Source organism: Bacillus sp. SA1-12 (assembly GCF_000981385.1).
Lineage (GTDB): Bacteria > Bacillota > Bacilli > Bacillales > Bacillaceae > Metabacillus.
In genome coordinates this window covers 18,544-44,178 of the sequence record NZ_LATZ01000128.1, presented here as the reverse complement: position 1 = coordinate 44,178, position 25,635 = coordinate 18,544, and the positions used below count along the sequence as shown (strand labels likewise).

The 25,635-nt window shown below is 37.2% G+C and carries 22 protein-coding genes and 4 tRNA genes; 1 reads left to right on the top strand and 25 read right to left on the bottom strand.

Annotation, left to right across the window (positions count from 1 at the left end; genetic code table 11):
- Position 1: 1 nt before the first annotated feature.
- From WQ54_RS24455 to WQ54_RS24355, 21 genes are all read right to left on the bottom strand, one after another.
- The gene (locus tag WQ54_RS24455) at positions 2-835 is read right to left on the bottom strand and encodes a two-component system regulatory protein YycI (RefSeq protein ID WP_046588227.1); all 834 of its coding nucleotides are present in this window, start codon (positions 833-835) and stop codon (positions 2-4) included.
- Complete coding sequence (locus tag WQ54_RS24450) at positions 822-2,156, bottom strand: YycH family regulatory protein (protein WP_046588225.1); 1,335 nt, start codon at positions 2,154-2,156, stop codon at positions 822-824. Before WQ54_RS24450 ends, WQ54_RS24455 begins: the two co-directional genes overlap by 14 nt.
- Positions 2,149-3,999, bottom strand: a complete 1,851-nt coding sequence (gene walK, locus WQ54_RS24445; protein WP_046588223.1) for a cell wall metabolism sensor histidine kinase WalK — start codon at positions 3,997-3,999, stop codon at positions 2,149-2,151. Before walK ends, WQ54_RS24450 begins: the two co-directional genes overlap by 8 nt.
- 4 nt (positions 4,000-4,003) lie before the next feature.
- Positions 4,004-4,711 (bottom strand): response regulator YycF, encoded by a 708-nt coding sequence (gene yycF / locus WQ54_RS24440; protein WP_046588221.1) that lies wholly within the window; start codon positions 4,709-4,711, stop codon positions 4,004-4,006.
- Between the two features lie 410 nt (positions 4,712-5,121).
- Complete coding sequence (locus tag WQ54_RS24435; protein ID WP_231597640.1) at positions 5,122-6,570, bottom strand: M23 family metallopeptidase; 1,449 nt, start codon at positions 6,568-6,570, stop codon at positions 5,122-5,124.
- A gap of 287 nt (positions 6,571-6,857) precedes the next feature.
- Positions 6,858-6,930: transfer RNA gene (locus WQ54_RS24430), tRNA-Phe, on the bottom strand.
- A gap of 122 nt (positions 6,931-7,052) precedes the next feature.
- Positions 7,053-7,129: transfer RNA gene (locus WQ54_RS24425), tRNA-Asp, on the bottom strand.
- A gap of 29 nt (positions 7,130-7,158) precedes the next feature.
- A tRNA-Glu gene (locus WQ54_RS24420) sits at positions 7,159-7,230 on the bottom strand.
- A 21-nt stretch (positions 7,231-7,251) separates the two neighbouring features.
- Positions 7,252-7,327 (bottom strand) — tRNA-Lys (locus WQ54_RS24415).
- Positions 7,328-7,668: 341 nt separating this feature from the next.
- The gene (locus WQ54_RS24410) at positions 7,669-8,955 is read right to left on the bottom strand and encodes an adenylosuccinate synthase (protein WP_046588219.1); all 1,287 of its coding nucleotides are present in this window, start codon (positions 8,953-8,955) and stop codon (positions 7,669-7,671) included.
- A gap of 256 nt (positions 8,956-9,211) precedes the next feature.
- Positions 9,212-10,573, bottom strand: coding sequence for a replicative DNA helicase (dnaB, locus tag WQ54_RS24405; RefSeq protein ID WP_046588683.1), 1,362 nt, complete (start codon positions 10,571-10,573; stop codon positions 9,212-9,214).
- Positions 10,574-10,708: 135 nt separating this feature from the next.
- Positions 10,709-11,155: a 50S ribosomal protein L9 gene (gene rplI, locus WQ54_RS24400; RefSeq protein WP_046588217.1), complete on the bottom strand. Its 447-nt coding sequence runs from the start codon at positions 11,153-11,155 to the stop codon at positions 10,709-10,711.
- On the bottom strand, positions 11,152-13,125 hold the full coding sequence (locus WQ54_RS24395) for a DHH family phosphoesterase (protein ID WP_046588215.1): 1,974 nt from the start codon (positions 13,123-13,125) through the stop codon (positions 11,152-11,154). The genes rplI and WQ54_RS24395 overlap by 4 nt, the downstream gene beginning before the upstream one ends.
- Before the next feature lie 34 nt (positions 13,126-13,159).
- Positions 13,160-14,104, bottom strand: a complete 945-nt coding sequence (locus WQ54_RS24390; protein WP_084822310.1) for a YybS family protein — start codon at positions 14,102-14,104, stop codon at positions 13,160-13,162.
- A 228-nt stretch (positions 14,105-14,332) separates the two neighbouring features.
- Entirely contained in the window at positions 14,333-14,572 is a 240-nt protein-coding gene (gene rpsR, locus WQ54_RS24385; protein WP_046588211.1) for a 30S ribosomal protein S18, read from the bottom strand.
- 46 nt (positions 14,573-14,618) lie between these two features.
- Positions 14,619-15,137 carry a single-stranded DNA-binding protein gene (gene ssb / locus WQ54_RS24380; RefSeq protein WP_046588210.1) on the bottom strand — a complete coding sequence of 173 codons (519 nt, stop codon included), beginning with the start codon at positions 15,135-15,137 and terminating at the stop codon, positions 14,619-14,621.
- Positions 15,138-15,179: 42 nt separating this feature from the next.
- Positions 15,180-15,467: a 30S ribosomal protein S6 gene (rpsF, locus tag WQ54_RS24375; protein ID WP_046588681.1), complete on the bottom strand. Its 288-nt coding sequence runs from the start codon at positions 15,465-15,467 to the stop codon at positions 15,180-15,182.
- 125 nt (positions 15,468-15,592) lie between these two features.
- Complete coding sequence (ychF, locus tag WQ54_RS24370; RefSeq protein WP_046588207.1) at positions 15,593-16,693, bottom strand: redox-regulated ATPase YchF; 1,101 nt, start codon at positions 16,691-16,693, stop codon at positions 15,593-15,595.
- A 332-nt stretch (positions 16,694-17,025) separates the two neighbouring features.
- Positions 17,026-19,035: a molybdopterin-dependent oxidoreductase gene (locus tag WQ54_RS24365; protein WP_046588205.1), complete on the bottom strand. Its 2,010-nt coding sequence runs from the start codon at positions 19,033-19,035 to the stop codon at positions 17,026-17,028.
- A gap of 18 nt (positions 19,036-19,053) precedes the next feature.
- A complete protein-coding gene (locus tag WQ54_RS24360) occupies positions 19,054-19,260 on the bottom strand; it encodes a DUF951 domain-containing protein (RefSeq protein WP_046588204.1) in 207 nt (68 codons plus the stop codon).
- A 16-nt stretch (positions 19,261-19,276) separates the two neighbouring features.
- Positions 19,277-20,146: a mechanosensitive ion channel family protein gene (locus tag WQ54_RS24355; protein ID WP_046588202.1), complete on the bottom strand. Its 870-nt coding sequence runs from the start codon at positions 20,144-20,146 to the stop codon at positions 19,277-19,279.
- Positions 20,147-21,258: 1,112 nt separating this feature from the next.
- Here WQ54_RS24355 and yyaC point away from each other — a divergent pair.
- Positions 21,259-21,882 (top strand): spore protease YyaC, encoded by a 624-nt coding sequence (yyaC, locus tag WQ54_RS24350; protein WP_046588199.1) that lies wholly within the window; start codon positions 21,259-21,261, stop codon positions 21,880-21,882.
- Positions 21,883-21,937: 55 nt separating this feature from the next.
- On the opposite strand, the gene WQ54_RS24345 is transcribed toward yyaC, so the two are convergent.
- The 4 genes from WQ54_RS24345 to noc form a co-directional block, all read right to left on the bottom strand.
- The gene (locus WQ54_RS24345) at positions 21,938-22,639 is read right to left on the bottom strand and encodes a DUF554 domain-containing protein (protein WP_046588196.1); all 702 of its coding nucleotides are present in this window, start codon (positions 22,637-22,639) and stop codon (positions 21,938-21,940) included.
- A gap of 153 nt (positions 22,640-22,792) precedes the next feature.
- The gene (locus WQ54_RS24340) at positions 22,793-23,644 is read right to left on the bottom strand and encodes a ParB/RepB/Spo0J family partition protein (RefSeq protein WP_046588193.1); all 852 of its coding nucleotides are present in this window, start codon (positions 23,642-23,644) and stop codon (positions 22,793-22,795) included.
- Positions 23,637-24,398: a ParA family protein gene (locus WQ54_RS24335; protein WP_046588191.1), complete on the bottom strand. Its 762-nt coding sequence runs from the start codon at positions 24,396-24,398 to the stop codon at positions 23,637-23,639. Before WQ54_RS24335 ends, WQ54_RS24340 begins: the two co-directional genes overlap by 8 nt.
- 286 nt (positions 24,399-24,684) lie before the next feature.
- Complete coding sequence (gene noc / locus WQ54_RS24330; protein ID WP_046588189.1) at positions 24,685-25,563, bottom strand: nucleoid occlusion protein; 879 nt, start codon at positions 25,561-25,563, stop codon at positions 24,685-24,687.
- Positions 25,564-25,635: the final 72 nt, after the last annotated feature.

Below are 25,635 nucleotides of genomic sequence, written 5' to 3'. Positions count from 1 at the left end.
CCTATTGTGGCGATTGTAAAACGTCTCCCTCTAAAGCATGGACGTAATACTCTTCTCTCTCTTCCTCTTCCGTTTCCACAACAATATGCCAAGTTGGTGCTAAAATTTGTTGATTTGAAAGCGGGATATGTGTGTAATACCCAAATTGAATTTGTTTTATTTCACTATTTGACTTTAAATATCTTTTATTATATAACGCCTCAATGGCCTTTAAAGGAGAAACAGCCTGTTCCCTGTCTTCTACCTCTCTTATATCTTCAAGCATCGATTGCTCATAAGAAACAATTTCATTGTCCTCATTCAGTTTTAAAATGACCATCCCAATATGTTCGCCTTTGTTTTGAAAAATATATCGATTATTGTATTTTTGAACACAAATAATTTCATTTAATTGCTCATCTCTATACCAGAAATGATAAAGTTCTCCAGAAATGATATTATCCTTCAAAAACTGATTGATTTTACTTTGTGTATTCACCTCTGGTAATGGAAATGGATCATTAAGTTCCATATTTAATTTTACAAATGATTTTTCACTTATGTCTGCACTTGTTAAAACGTCTGCACTTGTTAAAACCATTGATTGATTTTTTAGCTTGCTGACATCTTCCTCAGTAAAATCCCTGCTTTTTGAAGTAATATAAGAACTATCCCCGATATCATCAGGTAAATTTCCATATGAAATCCCCTCAGCATCTAATTGTTCTTCTATTTTTGCTTCCTGAATAACCGCAAATTCATTTTCTCCACGTAATTCAAAGAATTCAATGGCTAAAAAGATATCCAAGATAAGAAATGCAAGAATAAAAATGGTTTTTGTTTTACTCCACTCCATTTTTATCCCCCCCAGTCTGTTCGACTTTCATCAATGTTCCATCCTTCATTTTAATACACCAAACTGGAGAGACTGTTACAATCTGCTCGTTATCAGAACTACTTCCAAGCTCGTATGCAATAAAAATATTATAAATTTGCGATAGATCATCAATCTGCTGAACATTCCTAATGATTTCCTCTACCTTTCTACCTGACATGAGGATAGTAGAATCATCGGAAATCGAATGTATAAGCTGATAGGAAGGGCGTGTATAATTCACGATTTCATTTTGTCCCCAACTTAGCGTAATCATCGTGGGACCATAAAAAGAAGAATTAGATGCACGAATAACCGGGATTGATTGAATGGACATGATCATTGATACTTCCTGAACGCTTTCATTAATATCAAATAATACATACCTATCAGTCCATCCGCCATGATCATTTAAATAAGTGAAGCTTTGCTGAAACAAGGTAAAATCATCTACGGAATTACTAATCCTTAAAGTCGGATTTGCAAAATTCACCGAATGCTCAGCCGGGTTAATAGTTAATTCCCTTGTGGCATCCGTATATCTTGTTTCATCTGTATTCCTATTGACATCCTGCTTAACAATTCTTGGCTTGCTAAACAAAGCATCTTTAAATTTTTCATCATCGATCACTTCAGTGAAATATTGATAATTATCTACCTTCATTTGGTTCTCTGGGAGTAATATTTCATTATCTTCTCCAGCTTGGAAAACAAAGTAAGGCTGAAACCCTTCCCGCTTGCCAAACAGGTCTGCAACAAAGTCACTCGCATCTAAATTATTGACAGAGGCCTCGACAATTTCTTTTTCAGAAGCTGAAACAAAGAAAATCTTTTGAATTTCATTCTCTTTCACAACTGGTAAATAAATTCGATCAAAGGCAAAAAGACTGCTTGTCTCTTCCTCCCATTTTATCATAGATTGAAAGGTTTCTATTGGGATTTCATCAAAAAACCTCAGTTCAAGCGATTGATTATTTTTTCCTCGAACCAATGCTTCAAAGCCTTGCGTTGATGAGCCTCTTTGATTGCTATACTCCCAATTTTGCATTTCCTTCCATAACTCATTAGCAGAACTACCATTTATCGTACTATAATGTTTATCACCAGAATGAAAAAAGAGCTGCTGCGGTGTGATCACTTCATACATCTTTCTTTGGGTTTCGTCAATTGGAACACTTTCAAAAAGCGTTTCATCTTCGAACTCCTCAAGGGTTGGCTCAAGGCTCCACATGTTCCAAGTGAAAAACAAGCTGATAACGACTAATATGACTAAAATGGCGCTTTTAATGGACTCCTTATTCATCCCATTCATCCTCTTGTTCCGGGTTATACGGCAACGTAAAGTATACGGTCGTTCCTTTACCTTCCTGGCTTTGTGCCCAAATATCCCCGCCATGAGCAAGGATCATTTCCTTAGCAATGGCCAATCCTAAACCAGTGCCTCCTAGCTTGCGAGTTCTCGCTTTATCTACCCGATAAAATCGATCAAAGATCTTATTAACACTTCCTTTTGGAATCCCTACTCCTTCATCCTGAACACGTATTTGAATCTCCGCAGGCAAAACATCAATGCTGAAGGTTACCTTTCCTCCTTCAGGTGAATACTTTAGCGCATTCGAAATGATATTATCCAAAACCTGTGTAATTTTATCAGTATCCATATCAACATAAAGAGCATCTTTAGGAATATTCCTTACAAATGACACATGCTCCAATTTCGTCATTTCAAACCGATCTATAATTTTATTAAAGAAATCAGTGAAATTGATAAAATCCTTATTTAACTTGTATTCTGTTCGATCAAGCTTTGACAATTGCAACAGGTCATTTACTAAGCGAATCATTCGTTCTGTTTCGGTCTGAGTAACGTTTAAAAACTGCGGCGCGATCTCATTATCCTTCCATGCACCATCTGCTAAAGCTTCAAGATAACTCCGCATCGTTGTTAAAGGTGTCCGCAATTCGTGCGATACATTCGCAACAAATTCTCTTCTTTCCTGTTCAATTTTCTCTTGTTCTGTAATATCATACAGTACAGCAATTAACCCATCTATTTTACCTGATTCCTTTTGAATGGCAGAGAAGCTTACCCGTATTATTAGTGGACCTTCATTTGTGCTAAAATCTAAAACAAGCGAATCCTGTTCATCAATAAGACTTTCAAAGGTATTGCCATCTTCAATTCCTAATAAATCAGTAATATGCACATCTTTTAACGTTCCACGTGAAACATTTAACATCTCTAATGCAGGATTGTTTATGAGAATAACTTTTCCATTGCGGTTGGTTGCGATTACTCCATCAGTCATATGAGCAATAACAGATGCAAGCTTTTTTCTCTCTCCCTCAGTCATTGCCTGTGCTTCTTCAAGTTTTTCTGTTAAATAATTGAAGGTCACAGCTAATTGGCCGATTTCATCTTCTCCATACACTTTTACCTTACGGGAATAGTTTCCTTTTGCTAGTTCAATTGCTTGCTTTCTCATATCTGACATTGGTCTTGTAATGGTCCTTGCAAGGAAAATACCAAGTGCAGCTGTTATACATAATGATAATCCTGTACCAGTAGCAAAAATTCTATTAATAATTTGCATTTGAGAAAATACTTCTTCCATTGAAGCTACAATATAAACGGCACCAACAGTTTTATCACTGAAGTTGTTTTCTTTTATTGGCTGGGTCATCACCATTACACGGTCACCAGTTTCTTGATGGATGAAATAATTATTATTACTATCCTCCAGACCAACTAACGTTCGCAGGACCATTGCCTCGGTTGTTTTTTTACCAACAATGTCTTGGTCGATGCTTGAGGTTGCAATAACGGTTTTATTGGAATCAATGACACGGACTTCAAGAATTTCATCAGTCTCAAAGTCCTTAATAATCGACGTTATTTCATTTGAAGCTGTATTGCCATCATCATCCTCATTTTCTTTTGGGTCACGTGGTGACATTTCTTCTGCAATATTATAAACAAGCAAGCTGGCACGTTTTGATAACGATGCATTAAAATTTTCTTTTAAGGACGTCTCCAGCTCTTTAACAAAATAAATGCCAATGATTTGCATCGCAAGCATAATGAGAAGCACGTAAACCATAACAAACTTAAAATGGATTGAACGGAAAAAACTAACCTTTTTCATCTCATTACTCCTGTTCGGAGTTCCTTAAATAATATCCAACACCGCGTCTTGTTACGATCCATGTTGGATGACTTGGATTATCTTCTATTTTTTCTCTTAATCGTCTTACTGTTACATCTACTGTTCGGACATCTCCGAAATAATCATAACCCCATACGGTTTGCAGCAAATGCTCCCGCGTCATAACTTGTCCAATATGCTGTGCTAAATAGTGAAGAAGCTCAAATTCACGATGGGTTAATTCAATGGTCTCTCCACGCTTAGACACCACATATGCATCTGGATGAATCACAAGTGAACCAATCTTTATTTCATTTGTTGCTGCTTTTGGCTCATTATTATCAATTGTTTGCTGACGGCGCAAGTTTGCTTTCACGCGGGCTAGCAGTTCCCTTGTGCTAAACGGCTTCGTAACATAATCATCCGCTCCAAGCTCAAGGCCCAGAACCTTATCGATTTCAGAATCCTTTGCTGTCAGCATAATGATTGGCATGTCATATTTCTTTCGAACCTCTCTGCACACCTCCATACCATCACGATTTGGAAGCATAATATCTAATAAAATCAGGTCAGGAGTAATTTCCTCGACCATTTCTAAAGCCTGATTTCCATCATAGGCACAATAAACGGTATATCCTTCTTTTTTTAAATTAAACTGTAATATATCAGCAATTGGTTTTTCATCATCCACAACTAAAATCTTCTTCTCCAAAGCTCTCGCCCCTTTTATTTACGTATAAACCCTATTATTTAATGTAACATTTTCAAAGATGAGATTCACCTTTTTTACATGATTACCAATAAATAGAGAGTTATTAATTCTAATTTTAGGATCAAACAAAATTCAAGATAAAATGTTTTATTATAAATAAATACGTTCAAATGAACTATTTTCATGTGGTAGGAAATAACTAAAGTAGAAGCGCCTTGAACAGCTTCGAAAAGCATCAGACTCTAAGGAATAGAAGATGTTCTTTTCTTCAATTCCTTAGAGTTTAACTTGAGGGTCTAGGCGCTGGAGATGAATACCGAAGCCATTATCCCACAGCAAAAGATTTTTACTATACTATACAACAAAAAGGCCTGACACAATAGTTAGTGTCAGACCCTTAGTAAGCAATCTTATTGTAAATAATCTCTTGGATTTTTTAAACTTCCATTATCATAAACTTCAAAATGCAGGTGTAACCCTGTTGAATTTCCTGTCGAACCCATAATTCCGAGTTTTTGACCTTGGGATACCACCTGTCCTACAGATACGGAAATGGAGTCCAAATGTGCATAAACAGTTTTTAAGCCGTTATTATGGTTAATCACTACTTTATTACCGTAGCCGCCATTATAACCTGCTGAAACTACTGTACCGTTATCAGCAGCTTTAATTGTTCGTTCACTTGGTCTGGCAATATCAATTCCTTTATGAAGCTTGCCCCATCGCTGTCCGAGTTCGCTGGAAATGTAACCTCCTACTGCCGGCCACGCTAAATTTCCTGTTCCTCTAGAGGGGATAACCTTCGTCCCTTTAACGATAATCTCTTTAACTGGTTCTTTAATGATCTCTTCTTTTAATTCTTCACGCTTAGTTTCAGAGCCGTTTTCAAGCTGGGCGACATAGTTTACAAGGCTCTCACCAGCGTAACCCTCTTGAAGCGTTTTTTCTTCGCCTTTGGGCAGTGAAGAATCCTCTTTAATCTCTGTTTCAAACGGAATGCTTTCTTTTATGAGCATTTCCTGCTGTATATTCACTTTAACAAATGGCTTTAAAACCGTAACATTCAGTTCATCACCAGGGTTTATTAATGAGTCCTCTCCGAGGCCAGGATTTAAATCTAGTAATTGCTCCAGAGATAATTGATGATTAGATGCAATCTCACTTAAAACATCTTGAGCATGGACAATATACTTTGATTCCTCTAATGTTCCCCTTTTTAATAGATTAACCCCTTGGTCAATACTAATGACCTTGTCTGGTGAAACTTTTTTTGATTCTAGTGAAACCTTTTTAGAAAAAGTCACGTCTAATAAACGAGACTGTCCTTCCTTTAATGTTGCTAAAGGATGATCAATAGCTTTGCGAGCTTCCATGTCCTTCAAAGCGGATTCAGATACGTATTGAAGCTTATATGCCTTTAAAGCTGCTTCTGCATCCTCTTTAGTTTTAAAACTAGCAACTGCTTTACCGTCGATTATTAATTCAGTTGCCTCAACAACAACATCAAGCTCCTGATCAAGCTTTGATAAAGCCTCATCATTATTAAAAATAGGATGGAACATTTCTTCTGGAATGATCTCCATATCTTCAACAGTTAAAGGTAAATCTGAGTAGCTTGATTTTTGCTTTTCTATTTTTGCGGCTGATACCTGATCGATCAGCTCTTCATTATCAACTGTACCTATATATTGATCACCTATGTACACATGGTGGACCGTTGATAAGGATGATTCTGCAGAAGCACTAACTCCTCCTAATGTAAAGGAAGCTGTTAAAGCCGCAAGCAGTGTTAACTTTTTAAAAAAGGAGTATTTCCCTTGAATATTCTTTTCTATTAAATTATTAAAACGCTTACACACTGAATTTTTCCTCCTAAATAATTAGTACAAGAAACTCAGGAAGCCTCTTACATAGGGATATTGATCTAAGTCGACAAAATCCCCGTTATTCTACACCCTACTAATTTAACATAGAATCTAGCAACTTCTTTAAATATCGATAAATTGTAATAGGATTGTATAAATACATACAGATTTTGGTTAAACCTGTCATATATTGTTGATTTTAGAGGGGAATATTATCAAAATAGGTTTCTTCTGCATAAACAGAAAAAAAGCATGAATCCTTTCGGATCATGCTTTTTAAGTGGCTCGGGACGGAATCGAACCGCCGACACATGGATTTTCAGTCCATTGCTCTACCGACTGAGCTACCGAGCCATGATTAGTATGTAGTTTAACTTTTAATGATGTTTTTGGATCAATAACTTATATATTGCTTAACACTTATTAAATAAAGCTCATCGCCCTCTTGAAACAGAAGGAGCTTAAAAAATATGTAATGGCGGTCCGGACGGGACTCGAACCCGCGACCTCCTGCGTGACAGGCAGGCATTCTAACCAACTGAACTACCGGACCAAAAGGAAAATCTATAAAGCTAAATCAAGTGACCCGTACGGGATTCGAACCCGTGTTACCGCCGTGAAAGGGCGGTGTCTTAACCGCTTGACCAACGGGCCATTGCAACACAAAAAAATAAATGGTGAGCCATGAAGGACTCGAACCTTCGACCCTCTGATTAAAAGTCAGATGCTCTACCAACTGAGCTAATGGCTCATTTTTAAATGAGTAGTACTATTTTGTTTTACTGTTTGTTATTGACGCCCAAATCTCAGGAAGCTATTCAAGATGCAGCTCGATTTGTCCGCTGATGTTAATGCTTCGCAGCTTATTCGATCGTGCTCTACCAACTGAGCTAATGGCTCATTTTTAATTGAGCAGTACTATTTTGTTACCAATTGCTTTTCGTTTCAAACTTTGTTTACCTTTTAACAGGACGTTTTCTATAATATCATATACATTCATTATAAAACAACACTTTTTTCAAAAAAAATTTATTCTTTTTAAAAAGGCATTTAAAAAGGGAACCGGATCGCCGTCCGATTCCCTAAAAGTGATTAGCTGTATACACTGCGGATAACATTTGTTTGTGATCTGTCTGGTCCTACAGAGAAGATCGATAAAGGAATTCCAGTAAGCTGTGAAACACGCTCAATATAATGTCTAGCATTTTCTGGAAGTTCACTTAACGTACGTACGTTTGTTATGTCTTCTGTCCAGCCTGGAAGTTCCTCATATACAGGTTCACATTCAGCAAGTACTTGAAGGCTTGCTGGATACTCGCTGATGGTTTCTCCTCTGTATTTGTATGCAACGCAGATTTTTAATGTTTCGATGCCTGTTAATACATCAATAGAGTTAAGAGATAGATCTGTCAATCCGCTTACTCTTCTTGCATGGCGAACAACAACACTATCAAACCAGCCTACACGGCGAGGGCGTCCTGTTGTTGTCCCATATTCACGGCCTACCTCACGAATTTGATTGCCGATTTCATTATTTAATTCTGTAGGGAATGGACCATCACCTACACGAGTTGTGTATGCTTTGGATACTCCAACAACGTGATTAATCTTAGTTGGTCCAACGCCTGAGCCAATTGTAACTCCTCCTGCAACAGGATTTGATGATGTTACAAACGGATATGTACCTTGGTCAATATCAAGCATAACTCCTTGTGCGCCTTCAAATAAAACGCGGCGTCCCTCATCTAATGCATCGTTAAGAACAACTGATGTATCAACAACATATTGCTTAAATTGTTGGCCGTATTCATAATATTCATCTAAAATTTCTTCTACAGTAAAGCCTTCCACTTCATAAAATTTCTCTAGAAGACGGTTCTTTTCCTGTAATGCACGAACTAGCTTCTCTTCAAAAGTATCTCTTTCCAGCAAATCAGCGATTCGAATGCCTACGCGTGCTGCTTTATCCATATAAGCCGGTCCAATTCCTTTTTTCGTTGTTCCTATTTTATTTGCGCCTTTACGTTCCTCTTCTACCTCGTCTAATTTTAGATGATAAGGTAAAATGACATGCGCTCGATTACTGATTCGTAAATTATCTGTTGTAATGCCGCGCTCATGTAAATAAGCAAGTTCTTTTACAAGTGCTTTAGGGTCAACAACCATTCCGTTACCAATCACACAAATTTTATCTTTATAAAAAATACCAGATGGAATTAAGTGAAGCTTATATGTCTCTCCATCAAATTTAATTGTATGACCTGCGTTGTTTCCACCTTGATAACGAGCAATAACCTCTGCATTTTCAGAAAGGAAATCAGTGATCTTTCCTTTCCCTTCATCTCCCCATTGAGTTCCTACAACTACTACTGAAGACATTCCGTGCACCTCCGTAATTTCGCACTATTCAAACATGTTTATTTTATCAGTGAGGAATAGGAAAGTCAATGAAAGTACGAACATTTATAAATAAAAATGGATTATTCGTTCGTAAATTCATTGTTATTCCTAAAAATAAAAACGTTATCCTTCTTTACCTTTCTTAATTAAAAAACCACATCCGATATTATTTTATCCTAATATAAAAGGATCACTCTCTTTAAAATAAAAAAAGAAGAACGCATCAGCGAACTCCTTAAGCACCTTGTGGAACACCGGAATCATCAAAACGCCGTTCCAAATTGACGAATTTATTATATTCTTTAACAAATGCTAATGATACAGTCCCAACAGGACCATTACGCTGTTTAGCAATAATGATTTCGATGATGTTTTTATTCTCTGATTCTTTATCATAATAATCATCACGATATAAGAAGGCAACGATATCTGCATCCTGCTCAATACTTCCAGATTCACGGATATCTGACATCATTGGACGCTTATCTTGCCGCTGCTCAACACCACGTGACAGCTGTGATAACGCGATGACAGGCACCTTCAATTCACGGGCTAATTCCTTAAGCGTACGGGAGATCTCTGATACCTCTTGCTGACGGTTATCGGTTCGTCCGCTTCCTTGGATAAGCTGAAGGTAATCGATCAAGACCATTCCTAATCCGCTTTCTTGCTTTAATCTTCGGCATTTTGCCCGAATTTCACTAACACGAATACCTGGTGTGTCATCGATATAAATTCCTGAGTTTGACAGACTTCCCATTGCCATCGTCAGCTTGCCCCAATCTTCAGGAGTCAATGAACCTGTTCTCAGCCTTTGTGCATCAATATTTCCTTCCGCACAAAGCATCCTCATAACAAGCTGGTCTGCCCCCATCTCCAGACTAAAGATTGCTACATTTTCATCAGTTTTGGTTGCTACGTTTTGTGCAATGTTTAAGGCAAATGCTGTTTTACCAACTGATGGACGGGCCGCAACGATAATCAAGTCGTTTCGCTGGAAGCCCGCAGTCATTTTGTCTAGCTCTGTAAAGCCTGTTGGGATTCCAGTTATGTCTCCTTTTCGGTCATGGAGCAATTCAATATTATCGTATGTTTGGACAAGAACATCTTTTATGTTCTGGAACGCCCCTGCGTTTTTCCGTTGAGCAACCTCCATGATGGTTTTTTCGGCTTCATTGAGGAGCACTTCAACCTCATCTTCACGACTATAGCCATCTTGTGCAATCGTTGTTGCAGTGCGGATTAAGCGTCGTAAAATCGATTTTTCTTCGACAATTTTTGCATAATATTCAATATTTGCTGCAGTAGGAACTGAGTTCGCTAAATCACTTAAGTAAGAAACTCCGCCTACCTCTTCTAAAAGATTTGCATCTGCCAGCTCAGAAGTTACGGTTACTAGATCGACTGGCTCACCTTTATCGGACAATTCAAGCATCGCATTATAAATTCTTTGATGTGAAGCCCGATAAAAATCATCAGGAATTAAAAGCTCTGATGCCAGTGTTAACGATGCAGGCTGTAAAAAGATCGCACCTAACACTGCCTGTTCGGCTTCTATATTTTGTGGTGGAATACGATCACCAATTATCTCGTTTATGATGATCACCGTCCTTTATATTAATTAGTAAGCTATGAAAATTTAAAACTCCCTAAGTATTAAGGATAAAAAAAATGTGGCTCCGCTTCAAGAAAAATTTCACTCTTTCCACAAAACCACATATGTTTCCAATAATTACTGTTCCGTTACATGCACCTTTACTGTTGCTGTTACTTCAGGATGAAGCTTAACTGGTACATTTGTATAACCTAATGCACGAATCGCATCTGGAAGGTCAATTTTCCGTTTATCAAGCTTGATGCTATGGCTCTTTTTTAGCTCATCTGCTATTTGTTTGCTTGTAATGGAACCAAAAAGACGTCCGCCTTCACCAGATTTTGCTTTTAATTCTACTGTTAATTCATTTAGCACCTTTTTAAGCTCCTGCATTTGTTCTAATTCTTCAATTGCTTCTTTTTCTTGCTTTTTCTTTTGCGCATTTAATGAACTGACATTTGCAGTTGATGCTTCAATTGCAAGCCCCTGTTTAATCAAAAAGTTATGGGCATAACCATCAGCAACATTTTTTATTTCACCTTTTTTCCCTTTTCCTTTTACATCTTTTAAGAATATAACCTTCATGATTCTTCTCCTCCTTCAAGATAATCATCTATTATTGCTTTTAGTCTTTCCTCTGCTTCCTGAAGCGTGACATCAAAAAGCTGGGTTGCGGCATTTGTTAAATGGCCCCCACCATCAAGAGCTTCCATGATCAACTGGACATTGATATCACCTAGAGAGCGGGCACTAATACTAATACACCCTTCGCCGCGTTTAGCAATGACAAATGAAGCGACAACCCCATTCATCGTTAAAAGCGTGTCAGCTGTCTGAGCAATAATAACCTGCTCAAAATATTGATCTTCTTCAGCAATGGTAATAGCGATGCCTTCTCGAAAAATTGAGGCATTTTGGATCAATTTTGCCCGTTTTACATAATTTTCGATATCTTCCTTCAAGAATTTCTGAACTAAAACTGTATCAGCACCTTTAGATCTCAAATAAGAAGCAGCATCAAAAGTACGAGATCCCGTACGGAGAGTAAAACTTTTCGTATCTACGATAATTCCTGCTAATAAGGCGGTTGCCTCTATCATATTCATTTTCTGACGCTTAGGCTGATACTCTAACAGCTCTGTCACTAGTTCAGCTGTAGAAGAGGCATATGGCTCCATGTAAACAAGGATAGGGTCTTTAATAAACTCCTCACCACGTCTATGATGATCAATGACAATCACATGCTCACTTTTAGCAAGCAGCCTTTCATCAATGACTAAGGATGGCCGGTGTGTATCAACAACAATTAACAGTGTTTCATCTGTCATGATTTCAAGTGCTTCCTCTGGTGTAATAAATCTTGACCAGAGGTCTGGATTTTGCTTTACTTCAGTAAGTAATTGTTCGACACCTGAATCAAGGGCATATGGATCTAAAACAATGAACCCTTCTTTTTCATTTACTTGAGCCACCTTTAATATCCCAATGGCCGAACCAATTGCATCCATATCAGGGAACTTATGTCCCATTATCACTACTTTATCGCTTTCTAGTACGATTTCTTTTAAAGCATGTGATATGACGCGTGCACGTACTCGCGTGCGTTTTTCCATTGGGTTAGTTTTTCCCCCAAAGAATTTAACCTTGCCGCTTGTTTGCTTAATCGCAACCTGATCACCACCGCGGCCTAGAGCCAAATCAAGACTCGATTGGGCCAGGTCGCCAAGCTCTTGTAATGATGAGACACCCGTACCAATTCCAATACTTAATGTTAGCGATACATTATGGACCGTCGTTTTCTCTCTTACTTCATCTAAAATGGAAAACTTTGTTTTTTCCAGTTTCATTAAGATATTCTCATTTAGCACACCTAAAAAACGTTCTGACGAAATCCTCTTTAAAAAGATTCCATAATCCTTCGCCCACTTATTTAATAAAGCTGTTACCTCACTATTAATTGCACTTCTTGTTTGATCGTCCATTCCCTGTGTAACTTCATCATAATTATCTAAAAAGATTAATGCCAATGCAGTCCGTTCATTCTCATATTGCTGCTCAATCTCTACTTGTTCCGTCACATCAAAGAAATATAGTAAACGATCATCACGTTTTATAATCACTTTAAATTTTCCATCATGCAAGGTAATGGTTTCAGAATTGATCTCTTGTTTAATTAGGGGTACTAAGGAATCTGCAACATCGTATAATGATCTGCCAACTAATGTATCTTCATCAAAACAAGATGTTAAAAAAGGATTAGTCCACTCAATAAGATACTGATCATTATATAGCATAATTCCAATCGGCATTTCCATTAATGCTTCTTCGCCAACTTTTTTCAATCGGTAAGAAAGCGTTGTGATATAGCCTTCCATTTCAGTTTGAAAGTCAACCACAGCTTTTCTGAGATAAAGAAGGGCAGCACCTAAAAAAACCGTTACAAGGAGACCAATCATCCAATTAAAAAAATAGAGGAACAGAACAGATATGACTGAAACGGAAATTAACACATAAATAGGGTATCGGATTAATGGTTTTTCATACAAACTCGGCATCCGCTCTCATCAACTCCTCTTTTGGCACTGAATCCTATCTTACTTTTTTTGTTATTTTACCACGGAGAGGGAAGCATAAATCAATTATACCTAAGATTCTAACAAGATAAAGTAGGATTGGTATAAGTAATGAAGCAATCAAAACAATAATTGGCACAGCCTTTGATAGGCCCTTCATATAGGAATAGTAAAATACAAATGAGAATCCTTGAATAAGGACAAAAAATTGCAGAAAAAAATATAAATTCATCAGTGCCATATAATAGAAGCTGTCTGGATCTATGTTTACCATAATAAACAAGGAGACAATTAAATAATACCAGAATAGACTTTGAGGGAGCCGCAAATACCTGAAAGGCTTTATTGGAGAAACTCCAACCCTCAACCGTTTAAGAACGGGTATGGCGATGATATGGCTAATGACAGCGAATATCATTCCTGTGGCCGCGAATATTGTAGGAGTTAAAATATGTATAAGATCTAATCCATCTTCAAGTTGTTCAAATTGCTCCTCAAGATCAGCATCAGGATTTAGTGATGAATACATGGATTTTGATTGCTCAATTGACTGCTCTAATAAAGAAATGGAATCCTTAATCATATCAATTTGAAGAATAAGAATGGTTCCTATATAGATCACAACTAATCCAATTGTATAAGCTATACTTCCTCCTATTAAAGCACCCGTTGATTGTTTTCTTTTATAAAAGATGCCCATTGTTACTCCACTTAATCCAAACATGAAGGCCATCAGAATGTTAGTAACCGAACCAAATAGGACAGACAGCAGACTACCCGCAAATAACATCATCAACGATACACTTAAACCGTGTCTTATCGTAAAGATGATGAATGGCAATGGAAGGACAAATAACAGGACAGAACCTATAAATGGTGCGTAAAGAGCAAAAAGCATTAAAACCAGGAAAAGAGCCAATAAAATGGCGCCTTCTGTTATTACATGAATCCGCCTCATCATTTCACCTCTTTTTTTAAGGGGATCAAGCTTTATTTTAGACTACCTTCCACTTGTAATCAAACATCTGACACAACAAACATAGCAACATTACTTTATATATGTACTCTTAAAATAGTGTTAGTATATCGTAAAATGAGAAATAATATGTCTAATTAAAAACTGTGGAATATGTATCAACAAATGTATAAAAAAGCACAGATCGGATCAGATCCAATCTGTGCTTTTTACTTATTCACCAGAAACGTATGGTAATAAAGCCATTTGACGAGCTCTCTTAATAGCTACAGTCAATTTACGTTGGTATTTTGCACTAGTACCTGTTACACGACGAGGTAAAATTTTACCACGCTCAGATACGAATTTTTTTAATAAATCAACATCTTTATAATCGATGTGTGTGATTCCGTTTGAAGTGAAAAAGCACACTTTACGACGTTTTGCACGTCCACCTTTACGTCCGCCTGCCATTGTCCATTTCCTCCCTTCTGACTATAGTTGGAATATATGTTTAAAGTTAAAACGGTAAGTCGTCATCAGATATATCAATAGGTTTTCCATCATTTGCAAATGGATCGTCATCAAAGCTTGTACGCCCTTGATTACGTTGATTTTGATCTGAACCGAACGGATTTTGATTACCAGAATTGCTAGGATACCCACCAAAATTATTATTGTTGTTAAAGTTATTGTTGCCGCCGCCTCCGCCGCCTGCACTTCTAGGCTCAAGGAATTGGACACTTTCTGCAACAACCTCTGTTACATAAACACGTTTGCCTGTTTGATCTTCATAACTACGTGATTGCAGCCGGCCGTCAACACCTGCTAAACTACCTTTTTTAAGAAAGTTTGCAACATTTTCAGCTTGCTTGCGCCAAATCACACAGTTAAGAAAATCAGCTTCTCTTTCACCTTGTTGGTTCGTAAACGTACGGTTTACCGCTAAAGTAAATGTCGCAACAGCTACTCCGCTTGGTGTGTAACGCAGATCTGGATCTTTTGTTAGTCTTCCGACTAGTACGACTCGATTCAACATCAGAACCATCCTTTTTTGAATATCTTTTCTATTATTTATAAATTAAGCTTCTTTTTTAACAACGATGTGACGAATGATATCTTCGTTGATTTTCGCTAAACGGTCAAATTCTTGAACCGCAGCAGCTTCAGAGTTTACTTGAAGAAGCATATAGTAGCCATCACGGAAATCATTGATTTCGTATGCTAGGCGACGTTTTCCCCACTCTTTTGCTTCAGTTACTTCCGCACCATTTTCAGATAAAACGTTGTTGAAACGCTCAACTAAAGCTTTCTTAGCTTCATCTTCAATATTTGGACGGATGATGTACATAACTTCATACTTTTTCATCATCTTACACCTCCTTCTGGACTAAACGGCCCAATTATGGGCAAGGAGCAATTAAAATAAATTACTCACAATTAGGTATTTTAACAAAAAAATTAGAAAAGCGCAAGCGCCTTGTTCAGCCGGTCTTAGACATTAAATCGGAAGTGAATAACATCTCCGTCTTGGACAAAATATTCTTTTCCTTCTAATCGGACCTTTCCTGCCTCACGTGCTGCACCCATTGACTTTGCAGCTAGCAGGTCATCGTATGAGACTGTTTCGGCACGGATAAACCCTCTTTCGAAGTCGGTATGGATAATTCCTGCACATTGTGGAGCCTTCATACCTTTTTTAAACGTCCAAGCACGAACCTCTTGTTCGCCTGCTGTAAAGTAAGTAGCCAATCCAAGAAGATGGTAAGATGCTTTAATTAACTGGTCAAGCCCAGACTCTTCAATTCCCAGCTCTTCAAGGAACATTTCCTTCTCTTCCCCTTCAAGCTCAGCAATCTCAGATTCAATTTTTGCACATACTACGATTACTTCTGCATTTTCACCAGCAGCAAACTCACGAACCTGTTTGACATATGGATTTTCTGAAGCATCGGCTACTTCCTCTTCACTAACATTTGCTACATACAGAACAGGTTTAATGGTTAATAAATGCAATTGTTTAACATATTTCAGTTGCTCTTCGTTAAACTCTACAGAACGAGCAGGCTTTTCATTTTCAAACGCTTCTTTAAGCTTCACTAATATTTCATGCTCAAAAACAGCTGTTTTTTCTTTTTGTTTTGCAAGTTTTGCAACCCGGTCAATTCGCTTATCAACTGTTTCAAGATCCGCTAAAATCAGCTCAAGATTAATCGTTTCGATATCAGAAATTGGATCAACCTTACCAGAAACATGGGTAATATTTTCATCTGCAAAACAGCGTACAACATGGCAAATCGCGTCTACTTGGCGAATATGGGAAAGGAATTTATTTCCTAAACCTTCTCCTTTGCTGGCACCTTTAACAATCCCAGCAATATCAGTGAATTCAAACGCTGTTGGCACGGTTTTTTTAGGGTTTACAAGCTCTGTTAGCTTTTGCAGACGCTCATCAGGCACTTCTACAATCCCAACATTAGGATCTATTGTACAAAATGGATAGTTTGCTGATTCAGCACCAGCTTGTGTAATTGCGTTAAACAATGTTGATTTTCCGACATTAGGAAGACCTACAATACCAGCAGTTAATGCCATATTCCCACTCCTCTATTAAGAAACAAAAAAATTTGTCCGAATTCTATTCAATCTTCAACAATTATAGATAGTAAATTCATAAAAGACAAGCGAATATCTTTAAACGATAATGTCATGGTACAAAAGCATAAGAGCATTGAACAGCTTTAGATAAATTAGTCTAAAGTTAATTGGCATGAAGTTAATCTCCCTGACTACAGTTGAGAGTCCTGTTCCTAGGAACTGACACGTGAGCGCTTAACCTCAGTTTTAATCAATTTATCATTTCCTGGTAAATAAAATGAAAGGGGACAGTCCCCCATTAAGGGAGCTGTCCGTATTTAAACAGCCTTTTATCCAATTAATTTCTCGATATTGACTAAACAATCATACAACACACTGCCTAATCCATTATCTGAAAGACCATCTGATGTAAGTAAATTGACAGAGCCGCCAAACTTATGCCATTGTCCCTCATCTACATTAATTGTTCGAGGATGAGCTTTCTTCATAATCTTAGCCGTACCCGATAGCCTTCCTCGATCATTATAGATGGCAACAGAATCACCGTCTCCTATTTGTTTTTCATTAGCGATATCCTCAGAGATCTCAATCTTAACCGTTTGTAATGCCTTAATCATGACATAGTGCTGTGAATGGTTTGACCGAGAAGGATGGATCGATAAAAGCTGATATGGATACTCCTTGGCCAGTGATGAATTAGAGATAATCGATTCTTTTGGCGGGAGATAAACCGGCTTCCCTTCAAAACCTTTTCCCTCTGCAAGGGAAGAGGTAAATTCAAATTTTCCAGTAGGTGTTAAAAACTCTTTTGTTTCCCATGGAACATGTTGAACAGGCAGTGGCAGTCGTTTTTCTTCTTTTAGTCGATCCAACGTGATGCCATGCTTGTTTAAATTAGAAAGACCTATTTCTAAAAACTCTGTTCGTGACAATTGAAAAGCTTCTCTAAACCCTAAACGTTCTGCTAATTGTGTCCAAATCCATAAATCAGACCTTGCATCACCAGGAGGGTCCACAAGCTTCTCTCCATAATTAACATAATGATGATACATAGAAGAATAATAGATATCTTCTTCCTCAAATACTGTCGTGGTAGGGAATACATAGTCAGCAAGTTCGGCAGTATCTGTTAAAAAGTGATCGACAACAACAAGAGTCTCAACAGTTTCAAATGCCTTTTTAACCTTGTTAGAGTTTGGAACTTGGGCCAGCGGATTTCCACATGTGACAAAGATCATTTTAATTTCAGGATTTTTAGCAGATAAAATCTCTTCAGCCTGGTTCATCATAGCAAATTGTCTTGAAGCTGTTTTTTTATGTGGTTGTGTTAGACTGTTCATATGGAAACTTCTTCCTACCTGTAGGTTGCCAAAATTAGCACCTCCCCCAGGAATTCCGACATTTCCACTGACTGCAATCAATGCATCAATTAATCTGATTGTATTGCCGCCATTCGCGTATCTTTGCATACCTAACCCTATATATGTGGAGGTTGGTCCATCCGCATATATAGAGGCTAAATACTTAATATCATTTAAGGTGATCTCAGCCTGAGCTAAAATGTTATCCATCTTTATGCTATCTAATAATGCTAAAAGGTCATGATACCCTGTGGTATGGTTATCAATAAATATCTGATCCTGCTTATTTTCTGCAATCAAATATTTCATCACACCGATTGCGGCTAACCCATCCATCCCAGGCTTAATGGAAAGATAACGATCAGCTATTTTCGCTGTTGCATTATGAATCGGGTCTATGACAGTGATAGTAGAGCCCCGCTTTTTCGCTTCCTGTAAATAATGAAATAAATGCATATTCGTTCTAGCTACATTTCTTCCCCAAATCACAACATGCTTACTATAAAAAATGTCATCAGGAGCATGGCTAAAAGAGCTTCCAAAATCCCAGGTTTGGGCTTCGATACCAGAACCCCAACAGACGCTGCCGACTAACTCTGTAACACCGCCATAATAATGAAAGAAACGCTTATCAAGATTTTTTAAAAGCCCATTGTTTGCATAATCATGGCTATGTAAGATTGCAGTTGAACCATGGATCCTTTTAATCTCCCTCATTTTTTCAGCAACTTCATCCAGCGCTTGCTCCCAAGAAATCTCAATAAATTTCCCTTTTACCTTTTTTAATGGAGTTGTTAATCGGACTGGGGAATTTGTCTTCGCTTCAAGCATTCTCCCTCTGCCGCAAATCTTACCCTGGGTAATCGGATGATCCTTATCTCCTTCAACCTTTGTTACTTTTCCATCCTCAACTGTTACTTCAAAGCCGCAGCTATCCCAACAGTTTAATGGACAGGATGACTTAAATACTTGTTTCATTGCCTCTATCCCTTCACCTTACTCATTTGACTCTACATGTTTGACAAGTACTTTTTTCATCTTTCTTGTGAACTCTTTTCGAGGAATGAGGACACTATGGCCACAGCCTTCGCATTTAATTCGAATATCCATCCCTAACCGGATTATTTTCCAGCGATTTGTTCCGCATGGGTGCTGCTTCTTCATTTCAACAATATCATTTAGTCCAAATTCCTTTTCAATCATATTATCCCCTCCGCTCTTAACCAACTTGTTCTTTTTTGTTAAACATAACCATTTTAGGATATGGAATTTCAATTCCATGTTGATCCAAACGTAACTTAATATCTTTACGCAGCATTCTTGCGATAGCAAAATGACGCATTGGCTCCACTTCACAAACAACGCGCATGATAACCTCTGAAGCTCCTAAAGTTTGGATACCAAGGAGCTCAGGAGGTTTTACAATCCCCTCATATTTATCTGGAACTTCATCTAATAATTCCTGAATAACTCGTTCAGCCTCAGGTATGTCAGTTTCATATGCAATGCTGATATCAACAACAGCCATACTATTATGAATGGAAAAATTTGTAACCTCTGTAATGTTGCCATTTGGCAAAATATGAAGCTCTCCAGTCCAATTTTTAATTTTCGTTGTTCTTAGTCCAATTTCTTCTACTGTTCCCTCAAAGTTTCCTACACGAATATGATCTCCAACAGAGAATTGGTCCTCAAAAATAATAAAGAATCCTGTAATAATATCCTTTACAAGACTTTGTGCGCCAAACCCAACTGCAAGTCCAACAATTCCCGCTCCAGCAAGCAAGGCACCAACATTTATTGTTAATGTCTCCAGCACCATGATAATAGCTACGAAATAAACAACATATGTTAAAATATTTTCCAATAATTTTGCAAGTGTATTTTCTCTTCTTTCAGAAATACGAATAGGTGATTTCCCACGGAATAAAAAGATTTTGCCAATGGCAAGCTTTCCGATTCGAATAAATACAGATGAAATGACCAGAACAAGAACAATCTTCAAAAGTCCTTGTCCAATATTTAACCATAGTTCTGCATTTGTAATATACTGATAAAAATCCTTCCATAAATCTTCAATGATGTTCAATCTTATCACCCTTTTCACTAATCTATTTTTCAATGAGCTACCTTGCTGAAATAAACATTAAATACCCTATTTTCATAGCTTATTATACTCTATCATAACACTCATTTAAAAAAGGAAATTTGATAAAGCAGCACTAAAATATTACCTTTTTCATTAGTGTACTTGCTTATTATATACCAAAAAAAGACTGACTCAGGCAAAGATTATCCATTTCTTAAAATCGATAATCTTAGAGTCAGTCTTTCCTATTTTAACGCTTTTCACGTATGACAGCAGCCTGTGATTGGAAAAGTAATATGGATACAATAAGATAAAGGTTAATTAACCCATATAGTGGGTATAAAATAGCAACAAGATGAGAAAAGCCAAAGCTGGTAAATGGAATCATTTAAAATAGAGAATAGTGGAATTTTAAATTCAGCTAAATTATCTGCCATTTGGGCCAATGTCTCATTGTAAAGAAACGAAATGAGACCTTATACAATGCCGTTCTTGATACTAGCTACTTTTGCTTCCATAAGGTCTTTTCATTCCCTTGCCGATTGAAGATTAGCCGGCATTATATTAATGAACTAACGTAACGGTTGAAGCCTGTCCCAATACTAGCATTGGAATAATAAAAAACATTGAGTCTAATGATCCCATTTATATTACCTAAGAAGAGAAGCACTCATACGGTTAAAAATATAGGATTTCTTCCCAAATGGTACTAATGAGGTTTAAAAAGGCAGCACTGCCTCCAGTGTTCATTACAATGGTAGTGGCTAAAAAGATAAATTCAAATCAAAACATCATTAACATAGGAAAGTTTTCTGCCTACTAATCTTTCTAATCCTGGAAAAACTGATTAACTCTCTCTTCATAACTTATTTTCATAATAACCTACACAGCGATGATGATTAAGTTAAAATACAAATAAGTCCGCCTTCATACCCAAATATTCATAGCCAGAAGCATGTCCTGACCTGGTAATCATCCTTAATTTAAAAACATTCATTTTAACCCTGACCTCATTTCTCTCACCTCTTAAGCCTTTCCTAATTGAAACGAAGATGTATAGAAATGAACATTCTTCCGTATACTGTTACTACTATGATGTGGGAGTGAATTCTATGAATCTAAAGTCCGGACTTTTTCAATCTGATAAAAAGCAAGACCGAATTCATTATGAAGATCAGCAAGCGATCGAAATTATATCAAATCATATTAATGAACATTTGCCAAAGCTCACAATAAAGCCTATTGTGATCGTCTGTATTGGAACAGATCGTTCAACAGGAGATTGTTTAGGTCCGCTTATAGGCTATAACATTCAACAGGAATTATCACATTTCCATGTCTACGGTACTCTGAAGGATCCTGTACATGCTGTTAATTTAAAAGAAACCTTGGATTTTATTAAAGAGAAACATAAAAATCCATTTATTATTGCAATTGATGCATGTTTGGGTCGGTTAAACAGTATTGGCTTCGTCCAAGTTGCAGAAGGCTCAATTAAACCTGGTGCCGGAGTGAATAAGGATCTGCCGGCGGTTGGGAATATGCACATCACAGGCATTGTAAATGTTAGCGGGTTTATGGAATTTTTTGTCTTGCAGAACACTCGCTTACATCTTGTTATGAGTATGGCTGAGGTCATTTCTAAAGGTTTAATTGAATCTGAAAAAAGATATGTAGAAAAACGTCGTACAGTCCTAGACAGCCTGTTTGCTGAACAAAATACTATTATTAACTAATTTCATTCTAAAAATAAAAAAACACTGCATTTTATATGCAGTGTATCTATAATTCTCAAAAATAATATTGTAATAAAACAATAATTATAACAATTAAAATACTCGGCAGAAGATTTGCCACTCTAATTTGTTTAATACCAAGCATATTAATTCCAATTGCAAAGATAAGCACACCGCCTGTTGCAGTTAGCTCAGCAATTAATACGTCTAAGAGTGATTCTGATAGAAATTGATGAATGACATTTGCAAATAATGAAATGCCACCCTGATAAATAAAGACTGGAACCGCTGAGAATAAGACCCCTATCCCAAGTGTGCTTGCTAATACAATACTTGTAAAGCTGTCGATCATTGATTTTGTTAAAAGTACCGCATGATCCTGTCTTAAACCACTATCAAGTGCACCTACAATAGCCATTGCTCCAACAACAAAAATTAAGGTTGCTGTTACAAAGCCTTGAGCAATATTCCCGCTCTCTGATTTGCCTAATTTTCGCTCAAGGAAATTTCCAGCATGATGCAAATAATCTTCTATCCGTAACCATTCACCTATTACTGTACCTACTACTAAACTAACAATTACAATAAAAAAATTATCACTTTTTAATGCCATATCAATTCCAAGAATGACTACTGAAAGGCCAATTGCTATCATGACCGTTTCTTTCATTCTCTCTGGTATTCTTCTAAGGAATAAACCAAGCAGGGTTCCAGCGATTATTCCTATTGCATTAATAATACTTCCTAATAAAACCAACTGTTTTCCACCTTTCTGATGTCTTCCAAATATTTTGCATTCGTTTTTTCTAAAACAGGCAGAAAAAGTATTGTGCTTTGTTTCTGTAACGTTTCGTGCATAAAAAAGACTGACTCGACAAAGAGCCAGTGGTTTCTAAACAAGAAATTCAATTTAAGATGATTGCTGCGATTGCAATAGTTCTAAAATACGTTCCAAATCATCCTGTGAAAAGAACTCAATTTCAATTTTCCCTTTTTTCTTTTGTTTTCTGATCGTAACAGATGTGCCAAAATACTCCTGTAAGTATGTTTCACGCTCTCTTATAAAAACATCCTTTTCAGGCTTTTTCTTTTTTGTTTCACGTGGAACGTTATTTAACTGTTGGACAAGTAATTCCACTTGGCGAACATTTAACTGTTCACGAATTATTTTTTCCACCAACGGATTCAGCTTTTCCTTATTCTTCAAACCTAGAAGTGTACGGCCATGCCCCATTGAAAGTTTTCCTTCTGAAATAAAGTGTTGAATCTTTTCAGGCAGGGAAAGTAAGCGAATATGATTAGCAATATGAGGTCGGCTTTTTCCTAGGCGTTTTGCCAGCACTTCTTGTGTAAGATTCAGCTTTTCCATTAACGCTTGGTAGGCTTGAGCTTCTTCAATTGGTGTTAAGTCCTCCCGCTGAAGATTCTCTAATAGAGCCAATTCCATCATTTGCTGTTCTGAAAAGTCTCTTATTACAGCCGGGATAACGGAAAGCTTGGCTTCTTTTGCTGCACGAAAGCGTCTTTCTCCGACGACAATTTCAAACCCTTTGATGCTCTTGCGAACAACAATCGGCTGTAAGATTCCATGTTGCAAGATTGATTCCTTTAGCTCATTGATTGCTTCCTGATCAAAAACCTTACGTGGTTGATAAGGATTGGGACGAATTTCCTTTAACTTTAAATCTTGTACTGTTTCATCCTGTCCAGCTTCAATATGTGAAAACAAAGCATTAATCCCTTTACCTAAGCCTTTAGCCACTAACAACCACTTCCTTTGCCAAATCTAAGTAAACTTCTGCTCCTCTGGATCTTGGGTCATAAATGATAATTGGTTGACCATGACTTGGTGCTTCACTTAAACGAATATTTCTAGGAATAATCGTCTTATAAACCTTATCTTGGAAATACTTTTTTACTTCTTCGATGACCTGAATACCTAAATTCGTTCTGGCGTCCAGCATTGTTAGAAGAACACCTTCAATCATTAAATCTGTATTTAAGTGCTTCTGGACGAGTCGAACAGTATTCAATAGCTGGCTTAACCCTTCTAATGCATAATATTCACATTGAACCGGGATTAAAACGGCATCTGATGCGGTCAGTGCATTAATCGTTAGCAATCCCAAAGAAGGCGGGCAATCAATAATCATATAATCATAGTGATGTTTAAGTGATTCAAGTGCCCTCTTTAATCTCACTTCTCGGGAAATAGTTGGCACAAGCTCTATTTCTGCTCCTGCTAGCTGTATTGTAGCTGGAATAATATCTAAGTTTTCTACTGCTGTTTGTTTAATAACATCTTTTACATCTACATCATCTACTAAAATATCATAAATGCAATGTTCAACATCGGCTTTCTCAATTCCTATACCGCTTGTTGCATTACCTTGTGGGTCAACATCGACGAGAAGCACTCGTTTACCGATGTATGCTAAGCAAGCACCTAAATTTACAGAAGTCGTTGTCTTTCCGACTCCCCCTTTTTGGTTTGCAATGGCAATAATTTTTCCCACGATGTCACCTGCCTTCATCATGAATAAACAATAGAATAGCTTTTTGTTACCATTTTATTATTTTATCATGAAATTAATCGAAAGGTCTGTCTTTTTTTGGATTTCTTCGATAATAGTATTTTCTACATAGGGAATTTTATCTTTTTAACACTAGTTTTTGGTGATTTCCTTTATGAACAGATTGTTTTTCACATGAGAAAAAGGCCTGGCCAGGCAACCAGTCCTCGTGTGCTATATTAATTTTAGAGCTGCTTTCGTTTCTATTTATCTATAAAAATAACATATGTTATTTAGGTATTTTTATCGTAAACTGAATATATTCTTCAAACTCTTCTTCTTCCGTATTCAGCTTTACACCGCTGTCAGCTACCATTGTCAGAGACTGACGAATTGTATTCATTGCAATTCTAGTATCTCTACTAAATGCTTTTCGTTTCGGTTTTGGTTTTACATTCTTTTTTTCTAATAACTTAACTACTCGATCCTCTGTTTGTTTTACATTTAACTGCTTATCGATAATTTCCGCTAATAGCTTTGTCTGTGCTTCCGGATCTTTTAAAGGAATAAGCGCTCTTGCATGTCGCTCAGTGATAAGCTTTTGTAAAAGAGCATCCTGTACGTCCTGCGGAAGTTTTAACAAGCGAAGCTTATTCGCTATTGTCGATTGGCCTTTTCCAAGCCGTTGTGCTAATGCCTCTTGTGTAAGATTATGCAATTCTAGCAACTTTGCATAAGCAACTGCTTCCTCAATTGAAGATAATTCTTCCCTTTGCAGGTTTTCAATTAAGGCAACGCTCGCAGTTTCAGTGTCATTAAAATCTTTCACAATGGCAGGAATCTCATCCCAACCAAGGGTTTGCACTGCACGCCAGCGTCTCTCACCAGCAATAATCTCATATTTCCCATCTATTTCACGAACAACAATTGGCTGGATAATTCCGTGTGTACGAATGGTTAACGCCAATTCTTCTATCTTTTCATCTGAAAAAACGGTACGTGGCTGGAAACGATTAGGAACGATATCCTGAATAAGGATTTTCTTAACCTCTTCCTTGTGTTGTTGTTCTTCCTCTGTTGTTGCTTCTTGTTCTATTTCATCAACGACGATTTGTTGTTCTGCCTCTTTTTCTCCCAAACCGAAAAAACGAGAAAATGGATGCTTCATGAACCTACACCACCTTTAAAAACTACCATTTTTAATATTCTCTTTTTCATTAATTATTTCCTGCAAAATATT